At 50.0% G+C, this 16,315-nt stretch carries 12 protein-coding genes and 1 tRNA gene; 9 read left to right on the forward strand and 4 right to left on the reverse strand.

Going from position 1 to position 16,315, the window contains the following annotated elements; all coding sequences use genetic code 11:
* Positions 1–5 precede the first annotated feature (5 nt).
* A complete protein-coding gene (locus tag MJ770_RS01900; RefSeq protein ID WP_239249870.1) occupies positions 6–749 on the reverse strand; it encodes an ABC transporter permease in 744 nt (247 codons plus the stop codon).
* A complete protein-coding gene (locus MJ770_RS01905; RefSeq protein ID WP_239249872.1) occupies positions 746–1,684 on the reverse strand; it encodes an ABC transporter ATP-binding protein in 939 nt (312 codons plus the stop codon). Before MJ770_RS01905 ends, MJ770_RS01900 begins: the two co-directional genes overlap by 4 nt.
* A gap of 300 nt (positions 1,685–1,984) precedes the next feature.
* Here MJ770_RS01905 and MJ770_RS01910 point away from each other — a divergent pair, with 300 nt between their 5' ends.
* From MJ770_RS01910 to ychF, 8 genes are all read left to right on the forward strand, one after another.
* Complete coding sequence (locus MJ770_RS01910) at positions 1,985–3,703, forward strand: tetratricopeptide repeat protein (protein WP_239249874.1); 1,719 nt, start codon at positions 1,985–1,987, stop codon at positions 3,701–3,703.
* 83 nt (positions 3,704–3,786) lie between these two features.
* Positions 3,787–4,263, forward strand: a complete 477-nt coding sequence (gene lolB, locus MJ770_RS01915; protein WP_239249876.1) for a lipoprotein insertase outer membrane protein LolB — start codon at positions 3,787–3,789, stop codon at positions 4,261–4,263.
* Positions 4,251–5,117 carry a 4-(cytidine 5'-diphospho)-2-C-methyl-D-erythritol kinase gene (gene ispE, locus MJ770_RS01920; RefSeq protein WP_239249878.1) on the forward strand — a complete coding sequence of 289 codons (867 nt, stop codon included), beginning with the start codon at positions 4,251–4,253 and terminating at the stop codon, positions 5,115–5,117. Before lolB ends, ispE begins: the two co-directional genes overlap by 13 nt.
* A gap of 13 nt (positions 5,118–5,130) precedes the next feature.
* Positions 5,131–5,205, forward strand: a tRNA-Gln gene (locus MJ770_RS01925).
* Positions 5,206–5,266: 61 nt separating this feature from the next.
* Complete coding sequence (locus MJ770_RS01930) at positions 5,267–6,217, forward strand: ribose-phosphate pyrophosphokinase (RefSeq protein ID WP_239249988.1); 951 nt, start codon at positions 5,267–5,269, stop codon at positions 6,215–6,217.
* An 83-nt stretch (positions 6,218–6,300) separates the two neighbouring features.
* The gene (locus MJ770_RS01935; RefSeq protein WP_239249880.1) at positions 6,301–6,948 is read left to right on the forward strand and encodes a 50S ribosomal protein L25/general stress protein Ctc; all 648 of its coding nucleotides are present in this window, start codon (positions 6,301–6,303) and stop codon (positions 6,946–6,948) included.
* A gap of 98 nt (positions 6,949–7,046) precedes the next feature.
* Positions 7,047–7,622, forward strand: a complete 576-nt coding sequence (pth, locus tag MJ770_RS01940; protein WP_239249882.1) for an aminoacyl-tRNA hydrolase — start codon at positions 7,047–7,049, stop codon at positions 7,620–7,622.
* A 16-nt stretch (positions 7,623–7,638) separates the two neighbouring features.
* Positions 7,639–8,730, forward strand: a complete 1,092-nt coding sequence (ychF, locus tag MJ770_RS01945) for a redox-regulated ATPase YchF (protein WP_239249884.1) — start codon at positions 7,639–7,641, stop codon at positions 8,728–8,730.
* Between the two features lie 173 nt (positions 8,731–8,903).
* Here ychF and MJ770_RS01950 read toward each other — a convergent pair whose 3' ends face one another.
* Positions 8,904–11,870 (reverse strand): hypothetical protein, encoded by a 2,967-nt coding sequence (locus MJ770_RS01950; protein ID WP_239249886.1) that lies wholly within the window; start codon positions 11,868–11,870, stop codon positions 8,904–8,906.
* A gap of 339 nt (positions 11,871–12,209) precedes the next feature.
* On the opposite strand from MJ770_RS01950, the gene MJ770_RS01955 reads away from it, so the two are divergent.
* Entirely contained in the window at positions 12,210–14,534 is a 2,325-nt protein-coding gene (locus MJ770_RS01955) for a hypothetical protein (protein WP_239249888.1), read from the forward strand.
* A gap of 233 nt (positions 14,535–14,767) precedes the next feature.
* Here MJ770_RS01955 and MJ770_RS01960 read toward each other — a convergent pair whose 3' ends face one another.
* A complete protein-coding gene (locus MJ770_RS01960; protein WP_239249890.1) occupies positions 14,768–16,312 on the reverse strand; it encodes an NAD(P)H-dependent oxidoreductase in 1,545 nt (514 codons plus the stop codon).
* Positions 16,313–16,315 lie beyond the last annotated feature (3 nt).

Below are 16,315 nucleotides of genomic sequence, written 5' to 3' on the forward strand. Positions count from 1 at the left end.
GGCTATTAGCTATATAAGCGGTTGTTATGCAGCCGCCGTATTGTTAATAACAGAAAAGCGATAGAAAACAGCAGGAAGAACAGCAGATCTGTGCTATTTAACAGGCCAATATTAAAGCTTTGAAAATGGCTAGTGGGAGCAAGCGCGCGCCAAGTGTTGTCATGATCCACGGCGCTGACTTCCATAAGCCATAGACCGAAAAATATGGCCAATGTACCTATAGCGGCCACCACTGGCTGCGCAGTAAGCGAAGAAACATATAGCCCCAATGCGACGTAGCTGGCGGCAAGCAGTATGAGCCCCAGTCCATTGGTGAGAAGTAGGCCTGTATCTAGTTGCGTGCCTGAGGCCAGCGTTAGCACCATCAAACTACAGCTTGCGATGATGAGCGACAGCAATATCATTAGACCGATGAACTTTCCTAGCACAATGTGGCAATCGGAAACTGGCGAACTCATTAATAGGGTCAGGGTTTGGTTGCGCCGTTCCTCGGCGATTAAGCGCATGGTAAAAATTGGTGTCAGCATCATTAAAATCAACGCGAGTGTACCGAATAATGGAGCCGCCACAGCTAATGTGGCACCGAACGGATTGGCAAGCTGAGCTAGTTGTGCCTGTACTTGTATAAAGGCATCGAGGCGTGCCAAGAAAAACCAAGCGAAGATAAATTGCAGAGCGGCCAAAATAAACCAGGTCGAAGGGATAACGAAAAGACTGCGGAATTCTTTGTGCGCAATAGTTAGAATCATGATTTTTCGTCTTGAGTGATTTGCATAAAAACATCTTCCAGGCATGTTCGCAACGGAACTAGTTGTTCCGCTTGCCAGCCATGTTGTGCGGCGAGCGTGAGCAGAGCAGCGCTTGGATTTGTGTTGTCGGCATGCAGAATGCGGAACTGTGTGGTGGAAAGTTGGTCTACTTTCTGTACTTCGGCAAGGGCTTGCAATTCGGAAAGCAAAGGCGGTGCCAACAGGGTGATGATGAAGCCTGATTGAGCCCCGTATTGCTGCATTTTTGTGCTGCTGCCGCCGTAAATTAAGCGCCCGTGATGCATGATTTCAACGCGGTCACAAATGCTTTCTACTTCGGCTAGCAGATGGGTAGAAAGGATAACGCTGTGCATATTCCCCAATTCGCGAATCAATGCGCGGATGTCGCGGATCTGAGATGGGTCCAAACCAACGGTGGGCTCGTCGAGAATGATTACTTCTGGTTGATGGATGATCGCTTGCGCAATACCGACGCGTTGCTGATAGCCCTTGGAAAGGGTCCCGATTATGCTTTTTCCACTGTCCTGTAAACCGCAACGGCGTTTGGTTTCGGTCAAAGCATCCGTAATTTGCGCACGGGGTACACGATGCAACTTGGCGGCGAATATAAGGAAATTATTTACGCTCATGTCCCGATATAGAGGTAGCGTTTCTGGTAAAAACCCGATTCGCGCTTTAGCCTTCTGGGGCTGGCGTAAGAGATCAATGCCGCAGATTTCAATCTGCCCCGAATGTGGTAATAGTGCGCCGGTCAGCATTTGCAAAGTCGTACTTTTACCGGCACCGTTGTGTCCAAGTAGGCCAAGTACTTCACCATGTCGAAGTTCTAGCGATATGCCATGAATGACCTCGCGTTGACCGAAGCGGCGAATCAGATTGCGTACAGACAGGGTGATTGGTGCATTGACAGACATTAGTGCTTATGCAGATTGTGTGGGAAGGTGAATATAACCTAATATGTAGTTGTGCATCAAAATGAACTTATCGATCATGCTGGGGAACTTAAAATTTAAGGGTGCTTAATAACTAAACTTATAATTTATTTATGTAAAGCCAAGGATGTAAAACGCGAAAAACATCGAGCAACATATTTTGATGTTCTCCAAATCTGAGCTACTCTTTGCTTCGACACTAATTATAGTGATTATGGCTCAATCAGAGGGTATGTGTGATTCAATGATTATTTATTTTTTAAAATGTCTACCATACAAAATATGATGAACTTAAAACGTAGTACAGTTTTTTTTGCATTGTTACTGATTTCTTGTGCGCACGCGTCGCAGCAGAGCGCGGGACAAGCGGAGAAGCCAGGACTAGAAGCAAAAAAGCAAGCGGAACTGCCCAAGCAGGAATTGACTGAGGAAATGCTCTATGAGTATCTTCTGGGAGACATGGCTCTGCAGCGTGGTCAGCCTGAGCTGGCTACGCAGCTCTACCTGAAGCTGGCCAACTCCACGCGTGATCCACGCTTGGCGCGATATGCTGCACATTTGGCTTTTGAGACGCGCCAAATGGACAAAGCGATGTCGGCATTCAACCTCTGGCTGGAAATAGAACCAGACTCGCTACTGGCAAAACAGGCTCTGGCCACCCTGCTGGTAAGTGGCGGCAAACTGGATGAGGCACGCCCGCATCTCGTGAGCCTTTTAGCAGCAGCGACAGAGGGGGTCGGAAATATTTTTACGCAAATCTCCTCAATGATCGCGAGTTATCCCGATAAAAATGCCGCATTTAATTTACTTCGTGAACTGGCGCAACCTTATCCGCGCGTAGCGGAGGCGCGTTGGGTGCTGGCACAAGTAGCGGAAGCCGCAGGTCAACACGAATTAGCCTTGAAAGAAGCTCAGCAGGCATATGCTTTGCGACCGGAATGGGATAGCGCCGTGCTACTCAATGCCCAATTGATGCAGAGCGCAGCTCCACAGAAGGCATTGGCATTGCTGAAAAAATATCTTGAAACATATCCTGACACCAAAGAAGTGCGCCTGTTTTATGCACGCGCACTGACTCAACAAAAGCAGAATCGAGAAGCGCGCTCAGAATTTCAGAAGTTGCTAAACGAATATCCGGATAACGCCGATCTGGCGTTCGCGGTGGGATTGTTGTCGTTAGATATGGGTGAGCTGGATCGTGGTGAAAAAGAGCTGCAGCAGGCCCTCACTAATAGAAAAAAAGATGAAAACGTAGTGTACTACTACCTTGGCCAGTTAAGTGAAGCTAAGAAGCATGATGAAGATGCAATGAAGAACTATAGCAAAGTAAGGGGTGGGGAGTATAACTTCAACGCGCGCTTACGCATGGCTTATCTGACCAATAAATTGGGAAAGCTGGATGAGGCACGACAGCTCTTACATAAGACCGCTTCGAAGAATAATAAGGAACGAATACAATTGACTATGGTTGAGGCGCAGATTCTGCGCGATGCTCAGCAATTTGAATCTGCCTATCAGGTAGTAATGCTTGGGCTGGAAAAATTACCCAACCAACCAGAGCTAATGTATGAGGCGGCGATGCTTGCGAATAAGATCGGGAAACTAGATGCGTTTGAGCAGATGATGCGAAAACTAATTGAGATAGAGCCTGATAACGCACAAGTATATAACGCGCTAGGCTATGGCATGCTCGAGCGTAATGAACGCATATCAGAAGCGATGAAGCTGGTGGAGAAAGCATACCAGCTTGATCCGGATGACGCCGGCATCATTGACAGCATGGGTTTAGGGTATTATCGCTTGGGCAATATGTCCAAGAGCGTGGAGTTCCTTCGCCGTGCCTATGCTGCCTATCCAGATCCGGAAATTGCTGCGCATCTTGGCGAAGTGCTATGGATGCAAGGCGAAGAAGAGCAAGCAAAAAAAATATGGAGCGAGGCACTAAAGTCTAACCCCGATAGTACGGTGCTGCAGGTTGTCATCAAGAAATTTACGCCTTGATGTATAGACTCTGTCTACTGTGTCTCTTTTTTCTGGCTGGTTGCGTAAGTGCTCCGCCAGTACACCAACCTGTCACGCGACCCATGCAGCCGGAACATCTGCCATTTGTGCTGTCTGGGCGGATCGCCGTAAAGCATGACGGCAATCACTCTTCATCTGGAGTGCGCTGGATGCATTGTGCTGAATCGGATGAAATACTGCTATTTGCACCATTGGGGCAGACTGTGGCTCGCATTCGTAGCGACCCGCAGGGGGCAACGCTGGATATGCCGTTAAAACACTATGAAGCAAAAGATGCCGACGGATTAACTCAACAAGTGCTGGGCTGGCGTTTGCCGTTGTATGGTTTGCGTTACTGGGTATTGGCGTTGCCAGCGCCGATGGGCGCATTTGACATTGAGCATAATGCTAACGGACAGGTTATGCTGTTAAGCCAAGATGGCTGGGTGATTCGCTATACGCGCTATGCAGCGCAAACATCGGATGGCTTGCCATTACGTCTTGCCATGCAACGCGATGGACTGGAAATTCAATTGCTGATTGATGAATGGGAAATATAACAAGCACTCTAACCTTTCCGGCGCCGGCCAAGCTTAACCTGTTTTTGCATGTGGTGGGGCGCAGGATGGACGGCTACCATCTGCTGCAAACCTTGTTTCGTTTCATTGATTTTAGTGATATGTTGCATTTCTCTTTGCGCAAGGATGGTGTGGTGCGCCGAATTAGTGCGTTTGATGATGTGGCACAGGAGCAAGATTTGTGCGTGCGCGCTGCACATCTGCTGCAAAAGGAGTGTGGTTGTAGGCTGGGTGTGGATATAGCTCTGGAGAAACGTATCCCGATGGGTGGTGGTTTGGGTGGCGGTAGTTCGGATGCAGCCACTACACTTCTTGCACTGAATAATCTATGGGACTTAGGGTTGTCGCGCGAACGATTGATGGCGATAGGCTTGTCTCTGGGTGCGGACGTGCCGGTGTTTGTGTTTGGCGAAAACGCCTATGCAGAAGGCGTAGGCGAGCAATTGCAGGCCTACGTTGTGCCGGATGCATGGTATGTGGTGTTGTTCCCGCCAGTGCATGTTGCTACGGAAAAGGTATTTGCGCACTTGGATTTTTCGAACTTGGAATTGACACGGGATGCGATTTCCCTCAGAATTCGCGGCCTTCCGTTACGGCTACCACACAACGATCTGCAATCTGTCGTATGTGGTTTATATCCGGAAGTGGCGCGACACCTTGTTTGGCTTGAGAAATTTGCGCAAGCTAGGATGAGTGGTTCTGGTGCTTGTGTGTTTTCGGAGTTTGTTACCGAGGCACAGGCGCAAGCAGTCATAGAACATTTGCCGTCAAATATGCGCGGGATTGTAGCGCGCGGTTTACCGCATCACCCATTGCGAGATTTTGCCGTAATGTGAAATACAAGATTATTGGGGAGTCGCCAAGTGGTAAGGCACCGGATTTTGATTCCGGCATTCGTAGGTTCGATCCCTACCTCTCCAGCCAGTTTTAAGAATGTTGCTTGTTTGGGGCGCTTGCGCCCATTTCTATTTTTAAGGGGAGCATGGTGACCGACGACAGCTTGATGGTGTTCACCGGCAATGCCAATCCTAAGCTTGCACAAAATGTAGCGCAGCACCTGAATATTCAGCTTGGACAAGCCACCGTTGGCCGTTTTTCAGACGGCGAGGTACTGATAGAAATTCATGACAACGTGCGTGGCAAAGATGTGTTCGTACTGCAATCAACATGTGCCCCTACCAACGATAGCCTGATGGAAGTGTTGGTAATGGTGGATGCGCTTAAACGCGCTTCTGCCGGGCGTATCATCGCTGCATTACCCTATTTTGGCTATGCTCGGCAAGATCGACGTCCTCGATCTGCGCGTGTAGCAATTACTGCCAAGGTGGTGGCGAACATGCTTGGTGGTGTTGGCGTGGATCGCGTTCTAACTATGGATTTGCATTCGGATCAGATACAGGGATTTTTCGACATTCCTGTGGACAATATTTACGCTAGCCCGATTTTGTTGGCAGATGTGCGGAAGCATAATTACCAAAATCTGGTGATAGTTTCGCCGGACGTGGGCGGTGTTGTGCGTGCGCGTGCATTGGCCAAGCGTTTGGAAGCTGATCTCACTATCATCGACAAGCGTCGCCCCAAACCCAATGAGGCCAAGGTGATGAACATCATTGGTGAAGTGGTAGGCCGAACCTGTTTGATTATGGATGACTTGGTAGATACTGGTAATACTTTATGCGAGGCTGCCGATGCACTGAAAGCCAAGGGTGCAGAGAAGGTGGTGGCGTATTGCACACACCCAGTGCTGTCAGGCTCGGCGATTGAGCGCATAGAAAATTCTGCAATAGATGAACTTGTCGTGACCGACACAATCCCGCTGCGGAAGGAGGCTATAGCTTGTAAGCGTATCCGCCAGCTGAGCGTGGCTGAACTGCTGGCCGAAACAATGCGTCGCGTCCATGCAGAAGAGTCCGTCAGTTCATTATTTGTAGAATAGTTTTTGTGGCCGTCATATTGGCGGCCACGTAACCTGGGATTGCCTGGTCGCGGGTGATCCCGAATTTGAAGTGGAGAAACAAAATGAAAATTGAACTAAGCGCAATATCCCGCAAGGCGCAAGGAACGGGTGCGAGCCGCCGTCTGCGCAAGGCTGGGCGCGTACCTGGTATCGTGTATGGTGGCACTGAGCCTGCGCTGATTGATCTTGATCACAACACCCTGTATTACAGCCTGCGTAAGGAAGGGATCCATGCTTCTATCCTGACACTAGATTTGGATGGGAAAAAGGAAAAGGTGCTGCTTCGCGATTTTCAAATGCACCCATTTCGCCAGCAAGTGCAGCATATCGATTTTCAGCGTGTGGAAGAAAATAAGAAGATCCATATGAAAGTGCCATTGCACTTTATAAATGCCGATACTGCCCCTGGGGTGAAACTGAGCGGAGGTGTCGTTTCTCACGTAATGAATGATCTGAATGTTGCTTGCTTGCCGGCTGACTTGCCTGAATTTATTGAGGTTGATTTGTCCACGCTGGCGTTAGGTCATCCGATCCATGTATCTGACCTTATTCTACCGAAAGGTATAGAAGCGGCAGGTATTCATATTGAAAATGCCGTAGTGGCTACCGTTCAGGTACCGCGTGGCGCGGTTGAAGCAGAAGCACTGGCAGCGGCTGAAGCTGCCGCCGCTGCTGCTGCCGATGCGAAAGCTGCGGCAAAACCTGACTAGTATAAGCATCACAACTAAAAACCCGCCATGCATTCAGTGAGTGTATGGCGGGTTTTTTAACATGTCATGAACGGTTTTTCACATGGTGTACATTTCAAATGAGTGAAATCAAGTTAATTGTCGGGCTGGGTAACCCCGGTCGTGAATATGATTTTACACGGCACAACGCTGGATTCTGGTGGGTAGACACATTCGCTCGCATGCACCCATTCACTTTCAAGGCAGAAAATAAGTTTCACGGTTTGGTCGCGCGCGGCCAGATGGAAGGTCGTGAATTATTCCTGCTCAAGCCGCAAACCTTTATGAATGTCAGTGGCCGTGCAGTGGGGGCGCTGTCACAGTTCTACAAAATCGAACCGCGACACATCTTGGTGGTGCATGATGAACTTGATTTATTGCCTGGCGGCGTCAAGCTTAAACTCGGCGGTGGTCATGGCGGACACAACGGTTTGAAGGACATCTTTGCGCATCTTGGCACGCGCGATTTTTGGAGGTTGCGCATCGGTATCGGTCATCCGGGTGAACGTGCAGACGTTGTTAATTACGTGCTGGATGCCCCGCGCCGTGATGAGACGGAGTTAATCGAGCATGCTATGCAACGTGCGCTGAATGTGGTTTCCCTGATAGTCGATGGCAAGCAGGAAGCGGCAATGCTGAAGTTGCACAGTCATTAATTTTTAAGGAATATTCATGAGTCTGAAATGCGGAATCGTCGGTCTGCCGAATGTGGGCAAGTCCACCTTATTCAATGCACTGACCAAGGCGGGTATAGCGGCGGAGAACTATCCGTTCTGTACGATTGAGCCTAACGTTGGCATTGTGGAAGTTCCGGATGCACGGATGCAAGCCCTGGCCGAAATCGTCAAGCCGCAGAAAATGCAATATGCCATCACAGAATTCGTGGATATCGCCGGGTTGGTGGCTGGGGCATCCAAGGGCGAAGGCTTGGGTAATCAATTCCTTGCCAATATTCGTGAAACCGATGGTATTTTGAATGTGGTGCGCTGTTTCGAGGATGAAGACGTCATTCACGTGGCGGGCAAAGTCGATCCAATTTCCGACGTTGAAACGATTGTAACGGAACTGGCGCTGGCAGATATGACAACGGTTGAAAAAGCCCAGTTACGTAACACCAAGCTTGCCCGCTCCGGCGACAAAGAAGCTGTTAAATTTGGCGAGTTGCTGGATCAAGTTGCTGAACATTTAAACCAAGGCAAGCCTGCGCGTATGATGAAACTGGATGCGGCGCAGCTTGCCTTACTTAAGCCACTGTGCCTACTCACAATTAAGCCGGCCATGTACGTGGCCAACGTGGCTGAAGATGGTTTCAAAAATAATCCATTATTGACTCGGCTGGAAGAATTCGCCGAACGTGAAGGTGCGCCGGTAGTGGCGATTTGTGCAGCGCTGGAATCGGAAATTTCAGAGCTTTCAGATGAGGATAAAGTAGAGTTTCTGGCCGATATCGGTTTGACAGAACCAGGTTTAAATCGATTAATTCGCGTGGCATACAAGTTGTTGGGTTTGCAAACCTACTTTACCGCTGGAGTGAAAGAGGTGCGCGCTTGGACGATACACGCAGGCGATACCGCACCGCAGGCTGCGGGCGTCATTCATAATGATTTCGAGCATGGTTTTATACGCGCCGAAGTGATCAGTTATGATGATTTCGTTGCTCATAAGGGCGAGGCGGGCGCGAAAGAGAAAGGAAAGATGCGCTTGGAAGGCAAGGGCTATTTAGTGCAGGATGGCGATGTTATGCACTTCCGCTTTAACGTCTAACCATTTTTGATGTTTTGTGATATGGCATGAGGAAACAAATAAGTAAACCCCGGTAATTCGGGGTTTTTTTATCTGAGTTGTTTCTATTCGTTTTCTGGCTCCTCATAAACCACTTTAGACGCTGTGGCGTGTATAGCCGCCCTAGAGAGATTGGGTAAAAACTTTAAAACAAGTCAAATAGGAGCACACATGACCACCCCTTCATCGATCCAACCGCGCGCGATGACATCCTGAATGGCAGCCGCAGTACTGGAAATACGATGATTGCTGTCGACCCCGCGGGCAAACCCATTGTTATAGGCCCGATAGACTGGTACTGACCCGGTCGGACATACACCATTGGTCGGTGGAGACGAGATAAAATCCAGGCTTTCAAAATTCCAGCGCTTCTGTGTAGCGGGTGCAATGGCCTGAAGCTGCTTAAGGCCATCACATTCAGCACCCGCTAATGTATAGAAATGCGAATTGGGACCGGGGATCTGGCTGCCATAGAAGCGGCAAATGGGTGTACTACCGCCCGACTTGAAACTATTTCCGGTGCGAATCCAGCCAGGTCCCGCGCTACCCTCGTCGATAGCCGCAGCCTCAGTGGCGTCGGCGGTGATGAAATAGTGATCCAGATTGGTATTGTAAAATTCAACGACCGGCATACTGGCGAGCGCTCCACTCAGATCATAGCGAGCCAGAACAGCACTCGTCGCATCCTGTCCCGCAACGAGTAAACGAGAATTGGCATCGAGCGCCAGCGCTTCAACGCTCAACATGCCGGGTAACGGAAACGCGCCACCGATGCCAAAACTCGTATCAAAACTGTTATTCGGAAGCAGGCGATATAGCGCTGCCGAACTCGTTCCGTCAACGTAACGGTTGCCCGCTATCACCACACTGGCGTCGGGTAATGCTGTAACACTCCAATTGGATTGATCTTGACCTACAAACAAATTGTGTGCCCCGATCAGCAGGCCATTGCTGGAAATCCGAATCATGAGCAGCGATGCGCTTGAAGAACCAGATGGTACGTTTCGAATGCCAGCTAGCAGGGAACCATCGCTCAGTGAGAGCAAGGAGAGTGATGCAATGGAGAATGGATCGGCAAAAACATAGGCAAACTTACCGCCTGTTCCAAACGAAGCTACCGGCAACCCATGCGAATCGACTTTATATAGACGCAGGTTCTGATTCGTCAGTACGGCAACGATCACTGAGCCATCGCCAAGCAAAACCAGATCCGCATAGCGCGAACGCTCCTCGGCAGACAACGGGAATTCGATTTTACCGCCTGCGCCGAAACTCAGGTCAGGCGTGCCATCCGACATTGTCTGCTGCAAAACTGCAGTTCCATCGTTCGTTGTCGTTCCGTAAAGCAAGCGCCCATCTGGACGAACGGCCAACGCAATATCCATATTGGCATTCGACGGTGGTGCAAGAGCGGGTGCGAATCCAGCGTCGAGCACTCCGGCAGAGTTAAGTTGAAACGCTGTGATTCTGCCAAACTGACCAGCACTTCCGGCTGCGGTTCCAGTCACGACAGTTATTGCACCGCTTTCTTGTTCAGCTGCACGCACCTTACCCATGAAATGTGTGTATTGCCTAGGTGCCACACGTCCGTTCGTCCCGAATGCAATGTCGGGGGAACCATTTGCCGTCAGGCGTTCCAGCATATAATCAAAGGTCGCGTCTGCATCTGAAGTACCTGCAAGCACAACTTTGCCCGAAGTTTCAACCAGTATCGAGTCAATCGTGTCGTTGCTGTATTCGGCATTGTTTACGACGGCGAAGCCATCGCCTCGGCCATAGTTGGTTTGGAGTCGCCCGCTGCCATCGAGGCTTGCGACAGCAACATCCGCACCGCGAGAAACGCAAAGCGGGCCGAAGTAGCATACCGAGGTCATGGTGGCCGCTGCCGGTACGAGCAAGCCGCCTACGCCATTTGGCAAAACGCCTATGGCGGAGAACAAGATATAGTCGGCAAGTGCAATTGTCGCAATGCCGGCAGCACCAAAAGCACTATCCAGGACTCCGCTGGCATCGAAGCGACTCACGTGCGCAGTGGTGCCGTCGGCGCCGTAGACGACCTTGGCCAATGCAATACTGCCATCACTCAACGCTGCCAATCGAAAATTGTATGAGTTACTGCTGCCGATTTCTAATCGGCCGGTAGTACCGAAAGACGCATCGGCCAAACCGCCGGTAGTAACTCGCCACAACATGATTTTGACGTCCCCGAGGGATGGAGCATCGCCCATCAAAAGCAATCCGCCATTAGCGGTGCGCACCATCGTGACCGGCTGATCGAAGGGATTGCCCACGTCGTATCCCGAGATTAAACCACCATTTCCAAAGCCAGGGTTAAGTGTGCCAGCAGCCGTCACACGAAGCAGCAAATATGTGCCGCCACTAAAGGTCGCTCTTGCCATAACTGTAAATCCGCCGTCCGGCTCGGCGACAACTGAAACGCCCGAGGCCATTCCAAAATCCGGGGGTAGGCCGCTGAGTATCTTTTCGCCGTTCGGCGCATAGATGGAATCACGCACGCCAGCTGAGGTCAGGCGCGTAAGTTGCAATGCAAATTGCGGTCCTTGAGTGACGTCCGAGACGATCAGCAGACCGCCGTCCGACTGTTGCACGAAGCGCGACGTTGAGGTTCCTCCCATACTGAAAAAACCTTGCGTGCCAAAGCTGGTGTCAATATCGCCGGCCGCCGTGAGACGGGTCAGTACATAGTCGCTCGCAGCAGATCCATTTATAAGTATGGAGCCATCGGCACCCTGCTCGAGTTGTTGGATTCCGTAATAGCCTTCATTGGGCAGGTCGAACAAAGCAACGCCACTCAGGCCAAAAGAGGGATCAGGGACACCGTTCGGGAGTAGTCGGAGAACAAAAGCGTGCGATTGCCTTCCCGATGTCCAACCGGCAAGCAGCAACTTGCCGTCGCGCTGCAGGGCATATGCGGATGGCTTATCCTCCGCGCCGGCGGGCACCCCAATGCGTACGATACCGCTGCTGCCGAACGAGCTGTCGAGCACTGGCGCTGCATGTGCTTCAATCATCGTGGCATTAAACGCGATGAGCGCAAAAAATATCGCGAATATTTTTTTTGTTGCTACCGTCCTGAATACCTTCAGTAGACTCAACATCATTTTCCCTTATCAATATGCGCACAGTCATGAACAGAAACGCCATGTCATCAAGGCGCCGTAAAATTTAGATGGATGCCAGCCATTTATGGATGAGTGTATCAAGGAATGTCCTCTTGAAGCGGAATGTCAAAGTGATAAGATTTAGATTGCCGCATGAAGTATTATTCGAGGGTCAGATGTCCTGCACTAAGCCAGCATTGGCTGTTGTCCTTCGAAATTGAATTCGTCTACCTTCTACAAAACATTGAGCAGAACATGAAAACTCCCTTTAGCACAAAGCGGCAATCAGTAATTTTTCTGACATCAACCCTTGTGCTGTTGCTGTGTGGAGGTGGTTACATGACGATAAAAGAATATCGTCCACAATGGTTTCACACCCCAGCAATAGTTACGAATTCACAAGCCACAATAGCTACGAATATTTCAACAACGCCAATCATCGGATTCGTCGACAAATTGAACGATGAATCTATTGATGGCGGGAAAATTTCCGTGCTCGGATGGGCTGTGAGTCAAGCTGGTATTGCACGTGTAGAGTTGGTGCTGAACGGTGAGCTTAGAATACCGCTTACCATAGCTTTGCCACGCGCGGACGTGGCTCAGGCCTACCCAGGCTTTCCAGACTCAGGTCAAGCAGGATTCGAAGGTAAGGTCGAAGTTTCAAACCGACCTATCGAGTTGCAAACATTGGAGTTGATTGTCACTGACAAACAAGGTGGAGAAAGTGTCCTCACTCGGCGCACTCTACCGGCATTAAATGCTAAGCAGACATGGTCCGATCTTCTCAAGTTGCGCGAACTGAAGCGTGATGACGTGTTCTATTTCATCATGGCCACCAGTAACCTTTCTGGCGGAGGCGCAACGGATGTTGACACTATATTTCGACCCTACGAAAGTGATACCGTTAAGGTCGGCATTAGGGTTCCCATTCTTTATTTGCGTACGACCAAAGGCAGGACCAGCGATTACACTTTCGATGCCGACTTTCCATTCAATCGCAAATGCGGCACGCGGGCCATCGCTGAAGACAATCTGCAAGGCGTTATCGATTACGCGATCAAACACCAGTTGCCTGTATTGTTTACGCTGAATGGCGGGATTTGGGCCGATGCCGCGTGCGACGCACCGGAATGGGATATCAATGATGTGCTCGAACAAGATGTCGTCAACTTGCAGTGGAATGAAAAGAATCAGGTGATGGCGGATGATTATCTGAAAAATCTCTCTGGCTCCATGGATTCACCCGAACTTGGCCGCTCCTTAACCTTCAACATTTACGCTGAGAAAAATCGACATTATAAAAAACGTAATTTGCAGCATGCCGCGTCCATTATCCGTAAATTTGCAACACAATACCCGGCACTTTTCATCGGTGTAACCACTGACCCAGATGTGTATTTAAATCCATTTTTTGAGGGTCGGCAATGGTATGACTATAATCCCGGCACCCTGCGCCAGTTTCGTGAATGGCTGCGCGGAAGCGGGCCATATTCTGGACAGGCGTCGGCGGGCGAACCGGATCTTTCTAGCTACAAAAAAGAAAGACCGCTGACGCTGGATGACGTGAATGCGCTGAGCGGACGTCAGTTCAAGCGTTGGAAAGATGTTGATCCACCCCGCACATTTCCAGCGACTATTAACCCATTCTGGAAAGATGCATGGGTAACAGAGTGGGAGCATTTCCGCCGTCATCTGGTCAAATTACATTATGACGAACTTTCGCAATGGATTGGAGAAGCTGGCATAGGCAAGGAATTCATTTATTCTGCACAAGGTTTCATGGCCCCGGATCCGGACCTTATGCCATTTCCAATTCACTTGGACAGCCCCGTGGCAAACACTGATATGGGCGGTATGTCAGTTGATGGAGCGATGCCATCCAATGGGCACCTCGGTGCAATTCTCTACGGGCCAAGTGCCGTCAATCAGGTCAGGATGGAAGGATCTCAATCGTTATTTTCAGTATTCCGTAAACTCGACCCTGATTGGGCAGTGATCGAACACAATACTGCCGCTTTACGCAATCCGAAACGTCTGGCGAATTTTGCTGAGGCTTACCGATCATTAAGGGATATCCATAATTACGGTGCACGTTTCATTTCACCAATGGCATGGAACGGTAGCCGAGGCATATTTGCTGGCCAAGCCAGCTTTATTGCTTATACAGCGTTACGTGATACACCTTTGGAAGATGCAATAAAGACGTTTATGATCTCGCACGCAAACCTGCCGCGCCGGTCACGCTTGTGGACCTTTGGCGCCGGAGAGCACGCTGATGGGGACGATTGGCTTCCTTCTGGAAAGACACAGGGTCAGATTGCCCCAGGGAAATTTACCTTAAGCACCGTTCTAGGTTCACAAGGTTCACTCGAATCACCGGATGATTTAGCTTTTCAACCGACTAGTTATCAAGCGATCGTCATAAAAATTGCTGAGCCTGAAGCATTAAAGGAGATTGGGGTGGAAGGACAAAATTCGAATGGAAAATGGATTTCCTTGGTCGCCACCACTGAGTCATCTAAGTTACAACGTGTCAGCGCCGGTTTGATGTTGCCGCTAGCGGGCCAGTTTGGCGATGCAGAATTTAGACGTATCCGGCTTACCTGGAAGGCCGCCTGGGGAAAGTCGATAATACTGGAGCGGATTGCGTTTTATGCCAAGTGAGCGCATTAGCAAAGTGATCAAATCCTGATGCTCTGTTTTTGATAACTGTACATTCGAATGGAACACGGAATAAATGGCGTGTCTCTCAATTTTAACGGTGTGCTGTGCATGGTACGTGACTTCCGTTTTCGAGAAAAACCGCTAGATGAGTAATACCTGCAAGCCCAGTTTGTACTGGGCTTTATTTTTTTCTAGCGCTTTACACTGTATGCGCTGTTCACTCTATTTCTGGCTTATTTCAAATGTAGCAAGGGAACCAATCCAAACCAAATAATATATGTGAGCGATGCCACCATCAGCCCATCAATGCGGTCGCAAAGTCTTTGTTGTGACCAGGCACGGTAAGTCAGAAATCCGAGCAGAAAAACATGGGGAAGCACCAAAGGTAGCAATCCTTGAAAGCTTCCGTGCAACGCCGGCTGATCCTTGATGAACAAAACGACCAATGGAGCCGCTGCGGCTAGTATCATAGCTAGTAGCGCTGCCCGGCCTGGGCCCAGGCGATCCACCAAGGTGTGCTTGCCAGCTTGTTTATCTGCCTCGAAGTCTGGAATACCTGAAAGGATGATGGCAGGCATCACCGCCAGAAGCAGAGGTAGGCTAATGAGCCAAGGAAAGGGGTTGTTCAATTCTCCACCCTGGAAGATATAGCCACACAGAATTACACCAAAGCTGTGCGTGAGAGCTACATTGAGTTCTCCCAACCCGCGCCATGCGAGCTTCAGGGGAGGTGCCGTATAACCCAGCCCCAGTATTGTCATTATGAGTATAACGATAGGTACATCACTGTTACCTGCTAGGTCATCCACTAGCAAGCCCGCACAGGCCGCAGCGGCCATTAATGACATCACGATGCCCACGCGTAATTCACGAAAGCTCAGGTTTTTATCCACAAGCACCCGAGAACCGCCGGTAAAGGGCCCGTAATTGCGGTTGCGTCTATCGCTATCATAGTCGAACCAATCATTGGTAAATACCGTGGCTGCTTCTAGAAAGAATAGGCAGGCATAACCTAGCCAGTAGACCCATAGATTCCAGTTTTCACTGATCAATGCCGCTCCCAATGCGCCTACCGTGTAGGCCATCCAGGTCATCGGATAAAATTGGAGTCGTAACGCTTTGAGCCAAGATTTTAGCTTTGTGGTAAAACGGTCAGTGTAGCTTGAGGCACCATTCCTTAAGGAAAAGCCGAGCCCTCGAGCTTGCTCCAGCCACTGAGCTCGTCGAACTGGTTCTGAGTCCTTTACTGGACCTAGCGCAAGGATGCGCTTCGTAGTGATTCCACAGAAGCCTAACGCGGATCGCTTCATGGCATTGTGACCGGGGGCGCGGTAGATGAATCGGTATACCCAAGGTGGCATATCTAAAGTGGTGATGAGATGAGCCGTCTTGCCGGTCAACAATCCCTCGAAGCGGCCGTCGTCACGTTCTCTGAAAGCAACCCCGGGCAAGAGTACCCGATCGAGAAACCCTTTAAGTCGAGCGGGCCCTACTCCCCACCAGGCAGGATAGATGAAAGTTATATGATCTGCCCACTTGATAAGCTGCAAGGCGTGTTCCAGACCTGGTTCCAGAGGTTGCTCCCGAGGCGAGATCGGGTGTACATCAAGGTCGAAGTCTATCGCCCCCAAATCTATCTTTTTAACTTCCAATTCAGCCGCTAGCGCGCCATTTTCATAGGCGTTAGCAAGGGCGGAGCATAGGCTGGGGCTACGTGGATGCCCTAAGATCACAAGTACCTTCATCGCGCCATTGCTCGATTCATAAGCTTCATCCATCAA

It is taken from the genome of Candidatus Nitrotoga sp. M5, assembly GCF_927904885.1.
In the GTDB taxonomy this organism is placed as follows: domain Bacteria; phylum Pseudomonadota; class Gammaproteobacteria; order Burkholderiales; family Gallionellaceae; genus Nitrotoga.